The sequence below is a fragment of the Saccharothrix sp. DSM 118769 genome (assembly GCF_052936295.1).
Genome location: NZ_CP193627.1, coordinates 8,895,798 through 8,913,014, shown reverse-complemented (window position 1 = coordinate 8,913,014; position 17,217 = coordinate 8,895,798). Strand labels below are relative to the sequence as shown.

General features: G+C 73.1%; 17 protein-coding genes. 10 read left to right on the top strand and 7 right to left on the bottom strand.

All coding sequences use genetic code 11. The annotated features are described in order from the left end of the window. The first annotated feature begins 16 nt into the window (after positions 1-16). Positions 17-802 carry a histidinol-phosphatase gene (hisN, locus tag ACRAKJ_RS37975; RefSeq protein ID WP_438921646.1) on the top strand — a complete coding sequence of 262 codons (786 nt, stop codon included), beginning with the start codon at positions 17-19 and terminating at the stop codon, positions 800-802. Between the two features lie 198 nt (positions 803-1,000). Here hisN and ACRAKJ_RS37970 read toward each other — a convergent pair whose 3' ends face one another. Genes ACRAKJ_RS37970 through ACRAKJ_RS37960 form a run of 3 tightly spaced genes read right to left on the bottom strand, consistent with a single transcriptional unit; the run spans position 1,001 to position 4,504 of the window. Further along, a complete protein-coding gene (locus ACRAKJ_RS37970; protein ID WP_438921645.1) occupies positions 1,001-1,555 on the bottom strand; it encodes a GtrA family protein in 555 nt (184 codons plus the stop codon). Between the two features lie 4 nt (positions 1,556-1,559). Further along, positions 1,560-2,075, bottom strand: coding sequence for a GtrA family protein (locus tag ACRAKJ_RS37965; RefSeq protein WP_438921706.1), 516 nt, complete (start codon positions 2,073-2,075; stop codon positions 1,560-1,562). Positions 2,076-2,110: 35 nt separating this feature from the next. Beyond that, positions 2,111-4,504 (bottom strand): sigma-70 family RNA polymerase sigma factor, encoded by a 2,394-nt coding sequence (locus ACRAKJ_RS37960; RefSeq protein WP_438921644.1) that lies wholly within the window; start codon positions 4,502-4,504, stop codon positions 2,111-2,113. A gap of 231 nt (positions 4,505-4,735) precedes the next feature. On the opposite strand from ACRAKJ_RS37960, the gene ACRAKJ_RS37955 reads away from it, so the two are divergent. Beyond that, complete coding sequence (locus ACRAKJ_RS37955) at positions 4,736-5,461, top strand: GGDEF domain-containing protein (protein ID WP_438921643.1); 726 nt, start codon at positions 4,736-4,738, stop codon at positions 5,459-5,461. Between the two features lie 218 nt (positions 5,462-5,679). Then, the gene (locus ACRAKJ_RS37950; protein WP_447008820.1) at positions 5,680-6,003 is read left to right on the top strand and encodes a hypothetical protein; all 324 of its coding nucleotides are present in this window, start codon (positions 5,680-5,682) and stop codon (positions 6,001-6,003) included. Here the strand turns inward: ACRAKJ_RS37950 and ACRAKJ_RS37945 are convergent. Next, a complete protein-coding gene (locus ACRAKJ_RS37945) occupies positions 5,987-6,469 on the bottom strand; it encodes a ricin-type beta-trefoil lectin domain protein (RefSeq protein ID WP_438924498.1) in 483 nt (160 codons plus the stop codon). The genes ACRAKJ_RS37950 and ACRAKJ_RS37945 overlap by 17 nt on opposite strands. 273 nt (positions 6,470-6,742) lie before the next feature. Between ACRAKJ_RS37945 and ACRAKJ_RS37940 the strand changes: the two genes are divergently transcribed. The 6 genes from ACRAKJ_RS37940 to ACRAKJ_RS37915 all read left to right on the top strand — a co-directional run bounded on the left by ACRAKJ_RS37940 (position 6,743) and on the right by ACRAKJ_RS37915 (position 12,088). After that, the gene (locus ACRAKJ_RS37940) at positions 6,743-7,159 is read left to right on the top strand and encodes a GntR family transcriptional regulator (protein ID WP_438924499.1); all 417 of its coding nucleotides are present in this window, start codon (positions 6,743-6,745) and stop codon (positions 7,157-7,159) included. Next, positions 7,156-8,046 (top strand): ATP-binding cassette domain-containing protein, encoded by an 891-nt coding sequence (locus ACRAKJ_RS37935; protein WP_438924500.1) that lies wholly within the window; start codon positions 7,156-7,158, stop codon positions 8,044-8,046. The genes ACRAKJ_RS37940 and ACRAKJ_RS37935 overlap by 4 nt, the downstream gene beginning before the upstream one ends. Continuing rightward, on the top strand, positions 8,043-9,092 hold the full coding sequence (locus ACRAKJ_RS37930; protein WP_438924501.1) for an ABC transporter permease: 1,050 nt from the start codon (positions 8,043-8,045) through the stop codon (positions 9,090-9,092). Before ACRAKJ_RS37935 ends, ACRAKJ_RS37930 begins: the two co-directional genes overlap by 4 nt. A gap of 68 nt (positions 9,093-9,160) precedes the next feature. Next, on the top strand, positions 9,161-10,357 hold the full coding sequence (locus ACRAKJ_RS37925) for a 5-(carboxyamino)imidazole ribonucleotide synthase (RefSeq protein ID WP_438924502.1): 1,197 nt from the start codon (positions 9,161-9,163) through the stop codon (positions 10,355-10,357). After that, positions 10,354-10,887 carry a 5-(carboxyamino)imidazole ribonucleotide mutase gene (gene purE, locus ACRAKJ_RS37920; protein ID WP_438924503.1) on the top strand — a complete coding sequence of 178 codons (534 nt, stop codon included), beginning with the start codon at positions 10,354-10,356 and terminating at the stop codon, positions 10,885-10,887. Before ACRAKJ_RS37925 ends, purE begins: the two co-directional genes overlap by 4 nt. Positions 10,888-10,924: 37 nt before the next feature. Then, positions 10,925-12,088, top strand: a complete 1,164-nt coding sequence (locus tag ACRAKJ_RS37915; RefSeq protein ID WP_438924504.1) for an acyl-CoA dehydrogenase — start codon at positions 10,925-10,927, stop codon at positions 12,086-12,088. 102 nt (positions 12,089-12,190) lie between these two features. On the opposite strand, the gene ACRAKJ_RS37910 is transcribed toward ACRAKJ_RS37915, so the two are convergent. From ACRAKJ_RS37910 to ACRAKJ_RS37900, 3 genes are all read right to left on the bottom strand, one after another. Next, on the bottom strand, positions 12,191-12,886 hold the full coding sequence (locus ACRAKJ_RS37910; RefSeq protein ID WP_438924505.1) for a TIGR03089 family protein: 696 nt from the start codon (positions 12,884-12,886) through the stop codon (positions 12,191-12,193). 339 nt (positions 12,887-13,225) lie between these two features. Next, positions 13,226-14,419, bottom strand: a complete 1,194-nt coding sequence (locus tag ACRAKJ_RS37905; RefSeq protein WP_438924506.1) for an LCP family glycopolymer transferase — start codon at positions 14,417-14,419, stop codon at positions 13,226-13,228. A 95-nt stretch (positions 14,420-14,514) separates the two neighbouring features. Continuing rightward, positions 14,515-16,008, bottom strand: a complete 1,494-nt coding sequence (locus ACRAKJ_RS37900; RefSeq protein WP_438924507.1) for an LCP family glycopolymer transferase — start codon at positions 16,006-16,008, stop codon at positions 14,515-14,517. Positions 16,009-16,223: 215 nt separating this feature from the next. On the opposite strand from ACRAKJ_RS37900, the gene rfbB reads away from it, so the two are divergent. Next, positions 16,224-17,216, top strand: coding sequence for a dTDP-glucose 4,6-dehydratase (gene rfbB, locus ACRAKJ_RS37895; protein WP_438924508.1), 993 nt, complete (start codon positions 16,224-16,226; stop codon positions 17,214-17,216). Position 17,217: the final 1 nt, after the last annotated feature.

Here is a 17,217-nt window from a genome sequence, read left to right as displayed (position 1 = left end):
TGGCACCATCCCGTGCGTGTCAGACCTTCGTGCAGACCTGTCCCTGGCCCTCCGGTTGGCCGACGAGGCCGACGCGATCACCACGTCCCGGTTCCGCGCCCGCGACCTCGTCGTGGAGCGCAAGCCCGACCGGACGCCGGTGACGGACGCGGACGTGGCCGTGGAGGACGCCATCCGCGCCGTGCTCGCGGTCGACGCGCCGGGCGACCAGGTGGCGGGCGAGGAGCGGGGCGGCACGGCGGGCGCGGGGCGCGCGTGGGTCGTGGACCCGATCGACGGGACGAAGAACTTCCTGCGCGGCGTGCCGGTGTGGGCCACGCTGATCGCCCTCGTCGTCGACGGCACGCCCGTGGTGGGCGTCGTCTCGGCCCCCGCCCTGGGGCGTCGCTGGTGGGCCTCGGCAGGTGGGGGCGCGTTCACGTCGGACGCCACCGGCACCCGGCCGATCACCGTGTCCGGCGTGCGGGACCTCACCGACGCCTACCTGTCGACCACGCACCTGGGCACGTGGACCGAGCACCACTCGCGGGAGGCGTACCTGGCGCTGGTCGACGCGTGCTGGGAGAACCGGGCGTTCGGCGACTTCTGGCAGCACTGCCTGGTCGCCGAGGGCGCGATCGACGTGGCCGCCGAGCCGATCGTGAACCCGTGGGACGTCGCGCCGTTCCAGGTGCTGGTCCGCGAGGCCGGTGGCCGGTTCAGCGACCTGGACGGCGTCGAGCGCTTCGACGGCGGCAACGTCCTGTCCAGCAACGGCCACCTCCACGCCGCCGCCCTCGCCATCCTCGCCACCCCCGCCTGACCACCCCCGAGAGTCCAACGCTCAGGCCCCGAGAGTCCAACGCTCAGGTCTCGTGAGTCCAACGCTCGCGACCCCTGAGTTCTGCGTTCGAGCCGACCGGTCGGTATGCGGAACGGAGAACTCAGGGGTCCTGGACGTTGGACTCTCGGGACCCGGGCGTTGGACTCTCGGGGCCTGGAGGTTGGACTCTCGGGTGGGTCAGGAGTGGCCCAGGGCTTGTTCGTCCTCTTCGGGGAGGTCGTAGGCCCTGGTCACGCGGCGCGGGCGGGCGTCGGGGTCGGGGAACACCCACTTCTTGTAGCCGTACCAGCGGAACGCCATGCCGATCAGGGTGCCGATGACCTGGGCGCTGACGAAGTCGGCGACCTCCTCGCCGACCCGGCTGATGTTCGGCTCCTGGAGGTCCAGCAGGTAGCGCGACACCCACAGCGGCGCCGAGTTGAGCACGATGCCGATGCCGTTGACGAGGAAGAACAACGCCGCCTCGTGCCGCCGCTCACGCCCGCCGCGGGTCTTGAACGACCACTCGCGGTTCAGGATGTACGACACGATCGTGGCGACCAGGGTGGCGACGATCTTCGCCGTCACCGGGTGGTCGGTCAGGACGATCGACTTCAGGCCGAAGAAGATGGCCGTGTCGATCACGAAGCACGTGCCGCCGACCACGGCGAACTTGAGCAGCTCTCTGTGCTTCAGGGCGAGCGAGCGCAGCGGTTCGGGCAGGCGGAGGACCACGTTCTCGACTACGGACACCCGGTCAGGCTACTTCGCGCTGCTCCGCGACGACGTGCAGCGGCCGCACCGACGGCCGCGCGTCGGCCTGGGGGAACACGAACTTCCTCATCGCCCAGAACTTGAACCCGGTCGCGAGCAGCATGCCGATCACCGACCCGGTGATGAAGTCGGCGACCTCCGAGTGCAGGTCGAACACGTGCCGCGACACGTACAGCGGCAGCAGGTTCACGCCGATGCCGATGCCGCTGACCAGGAAGAACAACGCGGCCTCGTGGTGGCGCTCACGCCCGCCGCGGGTGTCGAAGGACCACTCGCGGCTCAGCACGTAGGACGAGATGACCGCCACCAGCACGGCGATGGCCTTCGCGGTGACGACCTTGTCCTGCAGGAACGTCAGCTTCAGCGCGTACCAGACACCGTTGTCGATCACGAACGTCGTGCCGCCCACGGCGGCGAAGCGGATCAGCTCGCGGTGCTTGACGATCAGGAAGCGGAGCGGTTCCGGGAGGCGTCCCAGCACCCTGCGCACTAGTGGCAGCACCGGGGCAGGCTACCGACCCCGTGACGGGTCGATCACGAAGGGGTGCGGCACAGCCCGGGCAGCAGGTCCCCCAGCAGCGGGGGCCACAGCGGTATGACCGGTTCGCACGGTTCGAGCCGGTCAGTGGGGGTCGGCCCGCTCGACGGCGGCCCGTTCGGCGGCACGACGGGGGGCACGACCGGGGGCTCCGCCGCGGGCACGCCCGGGGGTGTGGTGACCACCGGCGGGGGCTCCGCGCCGGTCTTCGTCGGTGCGGTCGCGGGCGGCTGCCCGGTCGGCGACGACGAGGTCGGGCGGGGTGTCGTGGTGGTCGTCGTCGGCGCGGTGGTGCCCGTGGTCGTCGGCGTGGTCGTCGGGGTCGGGTCGCCCGTCGGCGGGTGCCCGGGATGATCACCCGGACGGGTGAAAACGGTCACCGTCTCGCTCGCCGCGGCGGTGCCGAGGGTCGCGGTGACCGTCACCTCGCGGGACTTCCCGCGCTCGTCGTGGTCGTCGTGCCAGGACCCGCGCAGCGCCCACACCGACAGCCGGTACGCCTCGCCCCGCCCGAGCGGCACCTCGCAGGTGATCCGCCGGTCCGACTTCGTGCAGCCCGGCGCCAGGCTGACCAGGAAGACGTCCTCGGACGACACCGCGAGCACCAGGTCGCCCGCCCGGCCACCGGTGTTGGTGACCGCCACGTCCACGCGCGAGCTCCAGTGCTCGTGGTGCCACTTGGTGACGTCGACGTCCAGGTCGAGGGCGTCCTCGACCGGGGTGACCGCCACGTCGACCTCGATGGCCACGCTCAGCGACGTGCCCGCGGTGACGGTGCCGGTGATGCGGCTGTTCACCGCCTCCCAGTCGGCCTGGAGGCGGAAGACGAACGTCGCCGTGCCGCCCGGTGCGATGCCCTGGGTGGTGGCGCACGTGACCGCGCCCACCGCCGCCGGGCAGTCGACGGTCTGCTCGGGCAGCCCGTTCAGCTGCACCAGCCGCCGGCCCGCGAACGACGCCGGCCCGCCCACCGACCGCACGCCGGGCGGCAGGGTGAGGGCCGCGCTCGCCGGCTGCGAGGTCGTCTCGCCGGTGTTGCGCACGACGACCGGCATCGCCACCGGTTCCGCGCCGGGCGTGAGCGTGAAACCGCTGGGCACCATCGGCACCAGGTTCGGCGGCGTCGGCTCCGGTTCGGGCTCGGGCTCGGGCTCGGGCTCCGGTTCGGGTTCGGGCTGGGGTTCGGGTGCCGGTTCGGGGGCGGGCGCGGGCGGCGCGGGCACGACCGGCTCCGTGGACGGCGCGGTGGTCGTGGGCGCCGTCGTCGTGGGTTCGGTGGTCGTGGGCGCGGTGGTGGTCGTGGTCGACGACGTGCCGGTCGGCGCCTGCGTGGCCGGCGGGACCTGCGGCGCGGTGCGCGTGGGCGCGGTCGGCACGGGGGAGGTCTGCGCGGCGGGCACCTCTTGCTGCTCGCCGCCGGAGGCCAGGCCGATCGCCACCGCCACCACGAGCGCGGCGATCGAGGCCGCCGTGCCGAGGAGCTGGCGGGGCACCGAGCCGAGCGCGTTGCCCGTGCCGCCGCCGCTCGTGCCGGCCGCAGCGCCCGCCGCCGCACCGGCCGCCGCCGCGGTGGCCGCCTTCGCCGTGCCCGCGCCGGCCGCCGCGAGGTAGCCGGTCGCGCCGACGCCCAGCACCAGGGGCGCGATGATCCCGCGCAGCGCGCCGTTGACGTCGGCCAGCTCGGCGGCCAGCGCCCGGCAGTCCACGCACTCGTCCAGGTGCGCCTCGACCTGCGTGGTCTCCCGCTTCGACAGCCCGCCCCGGGTCCACGCGCCGAGCTTGTCCACGGTCGCGCGGCACCGCTCGGCCTGCGTCTCGGCCAGGTGCACCTGCAAATAGGCCTGCTTGAGGCCCTCGCGGGCCCGGTAGGCCAGCGCCGACACGCCGTTCGCGGTCAAGCCCAGCAGCGGGGCGACCTCGGCGGGCGACTGGCCCTCGATCTCGGTGTGCCACAGCACGGTCTGCCAGCGCTCGGGCAGCCGGGCGAACGCCTTCGCGGCCAGCGACCGCTCCAGGCCGGCGACGGCGGTGTCCTTGAACGGCACGCTGGTGGCCTCGGGCGCGGCCTCGGCCACGTCGTCGGACAGCTCGACCTTGCGGTCCCGGCGAGTCTTGTCGTAGGCGGTGTGCCGCAGCGCGGTGAGCAGGTAGGCGCGGAACGCCGTGTCCGGCCCGCGGCCCGCGCGCAGGGTGTCCAGCACCTTCGCGAACGCGTCGGACACCAGGTCGTCGGCCTCGGCCGAGGACCTGGCGAGCTGGCGGGCCAGGTTGTACGCGGCGCCCACGTGCCGTTCGTAGAGCTGCCCGTAGGCGTCGATCGCCCCGCCCCGGACGGAGTCGATCAGCTCCGCGTCACTCGGTCCGTGGACGTCCGCAGGAACTGCCGCCACCTGTGATTCCCCTCCTCGCGCGGCGCCAGTCTGACGCACCGGGAAGTGCGACGTCACGCACGACTACCCAACTGTGTCCTGGTTCTGCCGTCATGGACGAACGCCGGCGACGTCTCGTGGCCGTAACGACGACGGCGAGGAGGCATCCGGGTGGGTGTTCGGGAAGCGGTGGCACGGCGTTCCGGTGCTGACGGTTCACGCGCGCTGCGGTCGAGGTGGCGCACGGCCACGATGGCCGCGGGCTGGGCGTTCCCGGCCGACTGGCCGCTGGACGAGGTCGACGACGTCTGCCGGGCCGTGCTCGGCCGGGACGACCCCGACGGCGAGCTGTACCGGCTGGGCGCCGCGCGGGCGGAGGCGGGCGCGGGCCTGGCCGAGACGCTGCTGGACCTCGCGGCGCTGCACGCGGTGCTCGCCGAACCGCCCGGCTCGACCGGGATCGTCTCGCCGAACGTGGACGCCATCCCGGCCAGGATGCTGCGCGTCACCGCGCTGGGCTGGGGCGACGTGATGAGCAAGCGGGCCGGGGACTGCGCCGCGGACAACCCGCTCACCGGCCTCGCCACCTCGGCCTACCTGCGCACGCGGCTGCGCGAGGTGTACGCCGAGGCGCGCGTGGCGGGGTGCCAGGAGCACGTGCTGGTGCTCGTGTCGATCGACCTGAACCGGGTGGCGGGCTGGTCGCGGGTGGTGGCGATGACGCTGCTGGCGGACGCGCTGAAGGAGGTGTTCGACTCCGGCGAGACGCTGGCGTCGGTCGGCCCGTCCACCGCGTGCGTGCTGGTCCGGCGCGGTGGTCGGCTGGCGAGAACCGTGGCCAACCTGCGCCTGCTCACCGCGGACAGGTTGGCCGTGGACCCGCACGTCGCCCCCACCGGCCCGGCGAAGGTGTGGCTGGAGCGGTTGCCGGGCACCTACGACGAAGCGGTCCGGCTCGTCGCCGCCCTCGGACGCTGACCCCCTGTCCGGCGTCCGCCGGCGCCCTCCCCTCCCCACCGGTCCGGTGCCCGCCCACGGCGGCGCGTCGGGCTCGTCCCGCCTGTCAGAACCCGTTTTGCCTGGCCCGTCCCGCCCGCCGGGGCTCCTCTCACCTGCCCGGGTGATGCGCCCCGCCGGGCGGGTGGTCCGCCCCGGTCCGGCGATCGGCGTCCGGCGCGGGCGGGTAAGCCGGGTCCGTGACCACGTACGCGCGCATCAGCCACGTCCTCACCGCGGTGCTGTCCGCCCTCGTCGGAGTCGTGTCGCCGGGCGAGGTCCGGCGCGCGCGACCCGTGCGCGGCGCGGTCGTCGCGGCCCCCGGGCACGTCCTCGGGGTGGACGTGCCCGGGGTGGACGTGCCCGGGGTGGACGTGCCCGGGGTGGACGTGCCCGGGGTGGACGTGCCGGTGCAGCAGCGCGCGCCCGGACCGGCCGTCCGACCCGGTCGCACGGCGGGGGACCCGAGCCCCGTGCCGCTCGGGTCCCCCGCCGTGCCCGGGTCGACTACCGCCGGTGGATGATCCAGCGCTGGTCGGACCGCTCAGGGCCGCACGGTGAGAGGATCAGCTCCTTGTAGACGCCGTTGTGCGTGACGCACTGGTCGCTGTTCCCCAGCTCGAACAGCCAGGTCTCGTAGCCGTCGTAGGAGTGGCCCACCCAGCGCTGCTCGTAGGAACCGTCGCAGGGCCGGCCCGCCAGCCGGCCGCCGACCGAGGTCGCGCACCAGCCGTACATCTTGTCCCTGATGCTGCCGTCGTCGGAGATGAACCACGTCTGGTTGTCCTCCCCGTGGCGCGGGTGGGGGATGACCGGGAACTCGGGGTCCCAGGCCCAGTTGGTCTGGTCCCACACGTCGCCCGGCCGTGTGACGCTCTCCAGCACCCACTCGTCCTGCCGCGTGTCGGCCTGCTCGGCGTTGGCGGCCGGCGCGATGAGCAGCGCCGAGGCGGCCACGACGACGGCGGTCAGGATTCGTCGGAATGTCATCCCTTGTCCTTCCGGTGCGGTGTTGTCCTGCACCGTCGAGTAAAAGCGCTGGACAGGGCCTGTGAGAGGCGAGAAAGACTAAGGTGGTGGTGAATGACACGACCTGGTCCGGGTGGTCGCCGCGCCGGTTACGGACGCGTTACCCGACGGCACCCGTACCGGGGGTTGGTCGGTGCGCGAGGTGGAGTGCGCGGGGCAGGGCTTGACAACCCCGGGACGTTCCTGAACCGTGTTCCGGTGTCTTAGTCAACCAGAACAATCCGGGGGGGAGCGGTGGAGTTCCGCGTCGACCGCTCCAGCGGTCTCCCCGCCTACCTGCAGCTCGTGCGCCAGGTGCGGGAGGCGCTGAGGCTGGGCTGGCTGGGCCCGGGGGACCGGCTGCCGACCGTGCGCGACGTCGTCGGCACGAGCGGCGTCAACGCCAACACCGTGCTGAAGGCGTACCGGGAGCTGGAGATGTCCGGCCTGGTCGAAGCCCGCCAGGGATCGGGGACGTACGTGAAGGCCGGGCTCGGCTCGACCGACCCGGAGGTGATGGCCGCGCTCCGCGCCCGCCTGGTCCTGTGGGTGCGCGAGGCGCGCGACGCCGGGCTGGACGCCGAGGACGTCGACGCGCTCGTGCGCTCCGTCCTGCACCCCGGCGCGCGCGGCAACCGCACGTCCGGCGGGGACGGGGTGGTGGTCCTGTGAGCGGTCGCCCCGCGGGCCCGACCGCCGGCACCGCGTTCGCGGTGCGCGCCCGGTCGCTCGGCAAGCGCTACCGGAACCGCTGGGCGCTGCGCGACTGCACGTTCGACCTGCCCTCCGGCCGGGTCGCCGCGCTGGTCGGCGCCAACGGCGCGGGCAAGACGACGCTGATGTCCGTCCTCGCGGGCCTCCTCGACGCCGACGAGGGGTCGGCGGGCGCGGCGGGCCGGGTGGCGTTCGTGTCGCAGGACAAGCCGCTGTACCGGAACTTCACCGCCGTCGACGTGCTCCGGCTCGGCGCCCGCCTCAACGTCGTGTGGGACGAGGCGCGGGCCCGCCGCTGGCTGGGGCGCTTCGAGGTCCCGCTCGACCGGGCGTGCGGCAGGCTGTCCGGCGGCCAGCAGGCGCAGGTGGCGTTCGCGCTGGCCATCGGCTCGCGACCGGACGTGCTGCTGCTCGACGAGCCGCTGGCCAACCTCGACCCGCTGGCCCGCCGCGAGGTCACCGCCGAGCTGCTGGCCGAGGTCGACGAGACCGGCATGACGGTGCTGCTGTCCACGCACGTCGTGGCCGAGCTGAGCGGCGTGGCCGACCACCTGCTGCTGCTCGCCCACGGCCGGCTGCTGGCCGGCGGCGACCTCGACGACCTGCTCGCCCGGCACGTCAGCTACACCGGTCCGCGCTCCGAGGTGCCGCCCGCCCTGGGCCGGGTCGTCGAGGCGCGCCACCGCGGCAACCAGTCGACGTTCCTGGTCAGGCTGCCCGACGACCACCCGCGCCCGGTCGTGGCGGGGCGGTGGACCGAGCGGCCCGTGACGTTGGAGGACTACGTGCTCGCCCAGCTCGCGGCCACCCGCAACGGCCCGGACCCGAAGGAGGGCGGGGCGTGACCACCGCCCGGACCACCACCGAGACCACCGGCACCGCCGACGGGTCCACCGCCGCGCCCCCGCCCGTGGACACCGCCGTCGTGCGGTCCGCCGTCGGTTGGCGCGACCTGCTCTGGCTGGCCTGGCGCCGGCACCGCTGGACCGTGGGCGGCGCCGCGGTCGTCGTCGCGGTCGTCGCCGGCACCGCGCTGGCCCTGGCGGCGCACGTCACCGCCACCGGCCACCAGCGCCACGAGCTGCTCGGCCGGGTGGACTACGCGGACCTCGCCTACCTGCTGTCCCTCGGCCCGGCGCTGTTCGGCGCGGTGGTCGCCGTGTTCTGGACCGCGCCGCTGCTGTCCCGGGAGTACGAGCAGCGCACCCACCTCGTGGTGTGGAGCCAGGACATCAGCCCGCTGCGCTGGCTGGTCGGCAAGGTCGTGCTGCTCGGCGTGCCCGCCGTCGCGCTGGCCGCCGGCCTCGGCGCGTCGCTGGTCGTGCTGATGAACGCCATGAACGCCACCAACACGGACTACGTGCCGTTCCGGGCGTTCGACCCGATGCCGTTCGAGGTCGTGCCGCAGGTGCAGGCCGCCTACGCGGCGTTCGGCTTCGCCCTGGGCCTGGCGATGAGCGCGCTCACCCGCCGCACCGTGCTGTCCATGGGCCTCACCCTGGTCGCCTACGGCCTGACCCGCGCCCTCGTCGCCGCCCTGTGGCGGCCCTTCTACCGGACGCCCGAACGCGTGCTGGAGCCCTACTCGCCGGGCGGTCTGCTGTACTCGTCGGCGACCGGCGACGACGACTGGACCGTGGGCAGCGGCTACGCCGACGCGGCCGGCACCGTGGTCGACTACCCGCGGCACTGCGTCCCCACCGGTGAGGAGGTCGACCCGGCGTTCCGGAAGTGCGTCGCCGACACCGGCCTCACGCAGCACTACACCGACTTCCAGCCCGCCGACCGCGTCGCGGAGCTCCAGTGGGTCGAGTTCGCCGTCTTCACCGTCCCCGCCGCGGCGCTGCTCGCGCTGGCCCTCGTGACGACGCGCCGGCCGCACCGCGTCTGACAGCGGGTCGCCGCCCGCGCCGGGGGCGTGCGGGAGCCCGCTGTTTGTGCAGGTAAAATCACCGAACCGTGGACTCCCGAACCCGTCTCCCCGTCGTCGGCATGATCGGCGGCGGCCAGCTGGCCCGCATGACCCACCAGGCCGCGATCCCCCTGGGCCAGTCGCTGCGGGTGCTCGCCGAGTCGGACTCCGACCCGGCCGCGCTCGTCGCCCGCGACGTGGAACTGGGCAAGCACACCGACCTGGACGCGCTGCGCGCCTTCGCCGGGTCGTGCGACGTCGTCACGTTCGACCACGAGCACGTGCCCCAGGAGCACCTGCGCGCGCTGGTCGCGGACGGCGTGAAGGTCGCGCCCGGCCCCGACGCCCTGGTCCACGCCCAGGACAAGCTGGTCATGCGCGTGAAGCTGGCCGCGCTGGGACTGCCCGTGCCGCCGTTCACCGAGGTCACCGACACCGGCGACGTGCTGCGCTTCGGCGCGGAGCACGGGTGGCCGTGCGTCCTCAAGGCCGTCCGCGGCGGGTACGACGGGCGCGGCGTGTGGATGCTGAACACACCGCAGGGCGCGCAGCGCGTCGTGCCCGAGCTGCTCGCCGCCGGCACCCCGTTGATGGTCGAGCAGTGCGTGCCCATGCGCCGCGAGCTGGCCGCCCTCGTCGCGCGCTCGCCGTTCGGGCAGGGCGCGGCGTGGCCGCTGGTGCAGACCGTGCAGCAGGAGGGCATCTGCGTCGAGGTCCTGGCGCCCGCGCCCGACGTGCCCGCCGAGGTGGCCGAGGAGGCCCAGGAGCTGGCGCTGCGCGTCGCGCACGAGCTGGGCGTCGTCGGCCTGCTCGCCGTGGAGCTGTTCGACACCGCCGCCGGCCTCGTCGTCAACGAGCTGGCCATGCGCCCCCACAACTCGGGCCACTGGACCATCGAGGGCGCCCGCACGTCCCAGTTCGAGCAGCACCTGCGCGCCGTCCTGGACTACCCGCTCGGCGCGACGGACCTCGCCGCGCCCGCCGTCGTCATGGCCAACGTCCTCGGCGCGCCCGACGCGCCCGCGACGGGCCCCGACGAGCGGCTGCACCACCTGTTCGCCCGGTTCCCCGACGCCCACGTGCACCTGTACGGCAAGGCGGAGCGGCCGGGACGCAAGATCGGGCACGTCACCGTCCTCGGTGAACGGCTGGAGGAGGTGCGCGCGCGGGCCAGGCTCGCCGCGCACTGGCTGTCCGACGGCGTGTGGCTCGACGGGTACGACATCCACGGAGGAGAGCAGTGACGCAGGTCGGCGTGATCATGGGCAGCGACTCGGACTGGCCCGTGATGGGGGCCGCCGCCGAGGCGCTCGCCGAGTTCGGCGTGACCTACGAGGTGGGCGTGTACTCGGCGCACCGCACCCCGCAGCGGATGCTCGACTACGCGACGTCCGCCGCATCCCGGGGCCTGAAGGTGATCATCGCGGGCGCGGGCGGCGCGGCGCACCTGCCGGGCATGGTGGCGTCGGCGACCGTGCTGCCGGTGATCGGCGTGCCGGTGCCGCTGAAGTACCTCGACGGCATGGACTCGCTGCTGTCGATCGTGCAGATGCCCGCCGGCGTGCCGGTGGCCACCGTGTCGGTCGGCGGCGCGCGCAACGCGGGCCTGCTGGCGGTGCGCGTCCTGGCCGCGTCCGATCCCGCCCTGCGGGAGCGGATGGCGGAGTTCCAGGCGTCCCTCGCGGACCTGGTCCTGGAGAAGGACGCGGCGTTGCGCACCCGGGCGGGTGTTGTTGCCGACGGCACAGCGGACAGTGCCGTGAACGCGCGCTAACATCCAGGTAGAACGCCCTACCCGGAGGTAACTTAACGTGGACCCGAGCTTCGGTACCTACCAGCTCGCCGAGGAGCACGAGGCGCTGCGCGAGGCGGTCCGGTCACTGGCCGACAAGGAGATCGCGCCGTACGCGGCCGACGTGGACGAGCAGGAGCGCTTCCCGGTCGAGGCGTTGAACGCGCTGGTCAAATCCGGCTTCGCCGCCGTGCACGTGCCCGAGGCGTACGACGGCCAGGGCGCCGACTCCGTCGCCACCTGCATCGTGATCGAGGAGGTGGCGCGCGTCTGCGCGTCGTCGTCCCTGATCCCGGCGGTGAACAAGCTGGGCACCATGCCGATCCTGCTGTCGGCGTCCGAGTCGCTCAAGCAGCAGGTGCTGCCGTCCATCGCCTCGGGCGAGGCCATGGCGTCCTACGCGCTGTCCGAGCGCGAGGCCGGCTCCGACACCGCGTCCATGCGCACCCGCGCCCGCCTCGACGGCGACCACTGGGTGCTCAACGGCACCAAGTGCTGGATCACCAACGCCGGCGAGTCCACCTGGTACACGGTGATGGCCGTCACCGACCCGGACGCGCCGAAGAAGTCGCAGGGCATCTCGGCGTTCGTCGTGCACAAGGACGACCCGGGCTTCGTCGTCGGCTCGAAGGAGCGCAAGCTCGGCATCAAGGGCTCGCCCACCCGCGAGATCCACTTCGAGAACTGCACCATCCCCGCGGACCGGATCATCGGCGAGCCCGGCACCGGCCTGAAGACCGCGCTGCGCACCCTCGACCACACGCGCCCGACCATCGGCGCGCAGGCCGTCGGCATCGCGCAGGGCGCCCTGGAGCAGGCCATCGCCTACACCAAGGACCGCAGGCAGTTCGGCACGGCGATCGCCGACTTCCAGGGTGTGCAGTTCATGCTCGCCGACATGGCGATGAAGATCGAGGCGGCCCGCCACATGGTCTACGTGGCCGCCGCCAAGGCCGAGCGGGGCGAGCCGAACATCGGCTTCATCACCGCCGCGGCCAAGTGCTTCGCCTCGGACGTCGCCATGGAGGTGACGACGGACGCCGTGCAGCTGTTCGGCGGCGCCGGCTACACCCGCGACTTCCCGGTCGAGCGCATGATGCGGGACGCGAAGATCACCCAGATCTACGAGGGCACCAACCAGGTCCAGCGGGTTGTGATGAGCCGCGCCCTGCTCAGGGGCTAGGTCGTCCGGGGGTGGCGTGGTCCCCGCGACCACGCCACCCCCGCAGGTTCACCCGCTCCGGTCCATTCCGGCCCGCTCCGCTCGGGTCCACTCCGGCCCGCTTCAGCCCACCAGGTCCAGGTTCGTCTGCTCACCGGTCCGGCGGGCGGGGAGCAGGTCCGGGGTCGCGTTGCTGCACTGGACCAGCGACCCGCCGCCCGCCAGCACGGCCAGGAAACCGTTCAGCAGACCGTCCGGCATGGACCAGTCCAACGTGGACAGCACGCGCGAGGACGTGGTGATGCCCAACGTCTCCGCCCGGTGGTGCGCCTCCGACACGACCTCGTCCACAGTGGACTTGAGGAGCGCGGGCGTCGCGCCGGGGACCGGCTCCCACGGCGCGAAGTCGTCGCCGTGCGCCCGCACGTCGTCGTTGTAGTCGACCGGCGCGCCGCTGCCCAACCCCATCGGGTGAAGCGACGCGACCGCCGTCACCGCGGCCCCCGGCGCGACCCCGCCCGGCGCGACGATCGCCACCTTCGCACCCGCCGGGTCGTCCGTCACCGCCGCGCCGCACCACCACGCCCCGAGCAGCACGCCCGCCGTCTGCCAGTGCGCGGGCAGCAGCACGGCCACCGGGTCGCCCGGCTCGACGTCGTGCTCGTCGCGCAGCCAGTTCGCCGTCTTGGCCGCCCAGTTCCGGATGGTCGCCCGCGACAGCTCCACGCGCGTGCCGGCCGCGTCGTCGTAGTGGGTGATCAGGGGACGGCCCGGGTTCGCGGCGAACAGGGGGGCGAACAGCGCATCCGTGACGGTCATGGCACAACCTTGCCACGCCGGTCGCGGCGTCCCGCCACCCCTCCCGCACGAAGCCGCACCCCGCCCTCGGGGACGGGTCAGCCGGTGGTCAGCCGGTGGTCGGGCCGGGCGGCGGGGCGCGTCGGGCCGGTGCGTCGGCCGGGTGGCTTGGCTGCGGGCCGGCAGGGCGGCCGGGGCGGGTGGTGGGTCGGAGGTGCGGGTGGTGGGCTCGTGGTGGACGGCCGGGGTGGTCTCGGGGGTCCGCTTCTCTCAACCGAGTGCCGAAACCGCGTTTACGTACACCTTCGTCCCCATGATCACCCGATCCAGCTACCCGACCCCCTGAAAGCCCTGGTCACCTCAGTCCACGCACGGCGGTCCCTGGAGCGCCACCGCGCCGGCCGCGCGACCGCCGTCCAGCGCCACGACCCTACCGCCGCCGAACCCCGACGGGGTGGCGCCGACCGGCGTGCTGGGGACAACCGACGGCGTGGGCACGACGGTCGTCTTCTTCTCGCCCAGCACCTGCGCCACGAACGCCTTCACCTGCACCGGGTCCACGGTGACGACGCTCTGCCCCCGCTCGTTCACCGCCCCGACCCCCGTCACCGGGATGGTCGCGAACTCGACGTTCCCGCCGGCCAGCCCCTGCGCCTGCGCGGCCAGCGTGGTCAGGTCGAAGTCCTGGTCCACGACGACCGACTTGCTCACCGCGTCGATCAGCCCCGACAGCCTGGCCTGGTCGGTCAGCGTCCCCGCCGACAGCAGCTTCGACACGGCCGCCGACATGAACACCTGCTGCCTCGTGATCCGCCCGAGGTCGCCGTTGGGGATGCCCTTGCGCTGCCGCACGAACGCCAGCGCGTCGCCGCCCGCCACGGTCTGCACGCCCGCCCGGAAGTCGGCGCCCGAGTCCGGGTCCGACGTCGCCGCCCGCAGGCACACGTCCACGCCGCCGATGACCTGGGTGAGCAGGTAGAACCCGTAGAGGTTGACCTCCGCGTAGTGGTCGACGCGCACGCCGGTCAGCTCCTGCACGACCTGCACCAGCGCCCGCCGCCCGGCCTGGTCGCCCTCGCGCGAGCGCTCGTCCAGCGGCACCCCGGAGGCGGCCAGGCGCTCCATCGTGAAGAACTTGGTCACCCCGTACGCCGAGTTGATCTTCTCCTGGCCGTGGTCGGGGATGGCGACGTACGTGTCGCGCGGGATGGACACGGCGTGCGCCCGGCCGCCGTTCTTCGGCACCCGCAGCACGATGATCGTGTCGGTGTTGAGCGTGTCGGTCGCCTCGGTGCGCAACCGGCGCAGCACGTCGTCCGGCAGCGGCCGGCCCTGGGCGTCGGTGCGGCTGTCGCTGCCCACGAGCAGGATGTCGGTCGCGCCGTCCTCGACGGGCGGCGCGTTGGGCACGTCCTCCAGCACCGACAGCACGTCCGTCTTGTTCACGCTCTCCTGCACGCGCTGCACCGTCGACCAGCCGTACCCGGCCACCGCCAGCACGGCCGCGGACAGCAGTGCGACGAGCACGCGCCCGGTGATCACCGCGGCCTTCACGGCGTTCCTCCGCTCCCCTAACCGGTCCGAACCAGTCCGATCAGGCTAACCACCTTCGGCCGGTCGGACGCCGGTGCGCGCCTGGGGTGGGCTGTTCAGTTGACGCAGACCACACCGTCGGCGGTGATCGGCGGGGCGGAACCGGTCGACGGCGCCACCCGCGTGGTGTCCTCGACCGACGCCGGGTCGGACGAACCGGGCGGCGAGTAGTCCGCCCCGACGTGCACCTGGACCTGCCCCCCGGGCACGGAGTCGTCCTCGACGGCCTCGGCGTTACCGCCCAGGGCGGAGATCACGCTCTCGGCGCTCGACCGCTCGCCCGCGGCGTGCCGCACGACGGTGGTGTCCGAGTACGTCCCGGTGGTGGCCTGGCCGCGGCGGAACCCCTTGTCCGCCAACTGGTCCAGCACGGTGCCGGCGAGGCCGGCGACGCCCGCGGAGTTGTAGACCTGCACGGTGATCGCCGACGCGGCCGGCCGGTCGGGGGTCGTGGTCGTCACGGGGGCGGCGGAGGAGGACCGCGAGTCCGCCGCGGCCAGCCCCTTGATGAACTGCCGCACCTGCACCGGGTCGACGGGCAGCACGTTGCCGTCGCTGAACGTGTCCGTGGGCTCGCCCACCGGGATGGTGCGGAACTGGATGTTGCCCGACACCAGGCCCTGCATCTGCTCGGCGAACTCGGTGATGTTCCACCGCTCGCTCAGCACCACGGACTTCTTCACGGCCGTCACGAGCTGGTTGAGCCGGTCGAAGTCGGTCAGCGTGCCGGTGGACAGCACCTTGCGGGCCAGGGCCCCGATGAACACCTGCTGCCGCACGATCCGGTCGAGGTCGCCGCCGGGCAGGCCGCCGCGCTGCCGCACGAACGACAGCGCCCCGCGCCCGGCGATGGTCTGCCGGCCCGCCGCGAAGTCCGCGCCCGAGTCGGAGTCGCGGGTGGCGTTGTTCAGGCACACCTCGACGCCGCCTATGGCCTGCGTCACCTCGTAGAAGCTGGCCAGGTTGACCTCGGCGTACCGGTCGACGGTGACCGCGCCGCCGGTCAGCCCCTCGATGGTCTTGATGAGCGTCTTGCGCCCGGCGAGCGTCGACTCCCGCTCGATGCGCGCCTCGTCGGTGACGCCCTGCTCGCGCAGCCCCTGCGCGGTGTCGTTCTTCTGCCGGGCCATCGCCGAGTTGAGCTTGTGCTTGCCGAACCCGTCGGCGATCTCGACGTACGAGTCGCGCGGGAACGACACGGCCACTGCGCGGGTGCCGTCCTGCGGCACGTGCACCAGGATCATCGTGTCGGTGTTCAGCGTGCCGTCCGCCACACCGCCGTTGAGCAGCGCCAGCACCTCGTCGGACAGGGGGTTGCCCTGCGCGTCGGTGCGGCTGTCGACGCCGACGAGCAGGATGTCGACCGCGCCGTCGAGCGGCTTGCGGGCAACGCCGTCGGGCATCTCGGTGACCGAGCCGGGGATGACGTCGGTCGTGGTGACGTTGTCGTCCAGGTCCTTGAAGTAGTACCAGCCGTACCACGTGACGGCGAGCACGGCCGCCGAGAGCAGCGCGAGGAACGAACGCGCGGTGACCAGGAGGGCACGCACCGCTGTCGCCCCGGCGGCTCTCCCGTGCGGACTCCGGTCCACTGGCCTGCCTCCCCCGTCTGCACAGCCTGCCTGGTCAAAGGTAGTCGCGGACGGGTGAACCTCGCCGGACATCCCTTCTTATACGGGAGACGCTGTAACAACCGGGTGGGTTGCACGGGTTTACCCCGTGACAGACTGCGATGGTACGAACCGCTGTGGAAGGGCGTTTGAGCATGCGCGTACTGGTAACGGGTGGGGCCGGGTTCATCGGCTCGCACTACGTGCGGGAATTGGTGGGCGGCGCTTACCCGGCCTACGCCGACGCGGAGGTGGTGGTGCTGGACAAGCTCACCTACGCCGGCAACGAGGCGAACCTGGCGCCGGTCGCGGACAGCCCGCGGCTGACCTTCGTCCGGGGCGACATCTGCGACCGCGAGGTGGTCGCCGAGGTGATGGCCCGCACGGACGTGGTGGTGCACTTCGCCGCCGAGTCCCACGTGGACCGGTCGATCTCCGGGTCGGCGGACTTCGTGCTGACCAACGTGCTGGGCACCCAGGTGCTGCTCCAGGGCGCGTTGGAGGCCGGGGTGGCCAAGTTCGTGCACGTGTCGACCGACGAGGTCTACGGCACGATCGACGAGGGGTCCTGGACCGAGGACCACGTCTTGGAGCCGAACTCGCCGTACTCGGCGTCGAAGGCGTCCTCGGACCTGCTGGCCCGGTCGTTCCACCGCACCCACGGCCTGCCGGTCAGCATCACGCGGTGCTCGAACAACTACGGGCCGTACCAGTTCCCGGAGAAGGTCATCCCGCTGTTCGTCACGAACCTGGTGGACGGCAAGAAGGTGCCGCTGTACGGCGACGGCCTCAACGTGCGCGACTGGCTGCACGTGGACGACCACTGCCGGGGCATCCAGCTGGTGGTCGAGGGCGGTCGCGGCGGCGAGGTCTACAACATCGGCGGCGGCACCGAGCTGACCAACCGGGAGCTGACCGAGCGGCTGCTGGAGGCCACCGGCCGCGACTGGGACTCGTTCGTCGAGCCGGTCGCCGACCGCAAGGGCCACGACCGCCGCTACTCGGTCGACATCACCAAGATCAGCACCGAGCTGGGCTACGCGCCGCGGGTCGACTTCGCCGAGGGCCTGGCCGCCACCGTGCAGTGGTACCGGGACAACCGGGCGTGGTGGGAGCCGCTGAAGCAGCGCGCGGCGCTGGCGGGCTGAC